Source organism: Vibrio sp. 378, from assembly GCF_033339435.1.
This window is the reverse complement of the sequence record NZ_JAWOUO010000642.1, coordinates 1-660: the sequence shown is the minus strand read 5'-3', so window position 1 is coordinate 660 and position 660 is coordinate 1. Positions and strand designations below refer to the sequence as shown.

The 660-nt window shown below is 48.6% G+C and carries 1 protein-coding gene; it reads left to right on the top strand.

Going from position 1 to position 660, the window contains the following annotated elements; genetic code table 11:
* A partial coding sequence (locus tag R7Q48_RS28025) for a substrate binding domain-containing protein (RefSeq protein ID WP_318133576.1) occupies positions 1 to 660 on the top strand: 660 nt, incomplete at both ends.

Below are 660 nucleotides of genomic sequence, written 5' to 3'. Positions count from 1 at the left end.
TGCAGGCGGTGAGTAGTGCGACGTTAGAAATGGAAAGCCAAAGGGATGAAGTGGCTGGGCTGGTTCGCCTCGGGTTATCTCAATCATTTGGAACGCTGCACATCATTCCTGCGATTCAAGAGCTGCGTGAGTTGTATCCACAGCTTCAAGTGGAAGTGCATTTGTTTGACTACAAGGTCGATATGCTGGCGGAAGGGCTCGATCTGTGGGTAACAAACAATGAGCACCTACCAGAGGGCTACATTGCGCAGCGTTTGACAGACTGCCAGTTTGTGGTGGCAGCATCGCCAGATTATTTGCTTAAGTATGATACTCCGACTGAGCCGAACGACTTGTCTTTGCACAACTGCTTGATCTATCGCAGTTGGGAGCGTGATTACACAGGATGGGCATTTACCAAGGGACAACAAGAGCTCAACGTAAAAGTCTCCGGCAACTACTCTGTCGATTTAGCAGAAGCCGTACGTGACGCTGCGATTGCTGGATGGGGGATTGCGTATCTCGCTACGTATTTGCTTGGTGATGAGTTCAGAACGGGTAAGTTGATTCAACTATTGCCAGACTGGAAAGCGAGCCAGTCGATGCCATTTTATGCGGTGTACCCGAGTCGTCAACACATGCCGAAAAAAATATCAGCCGTTATCAACTTTATTAAACAGA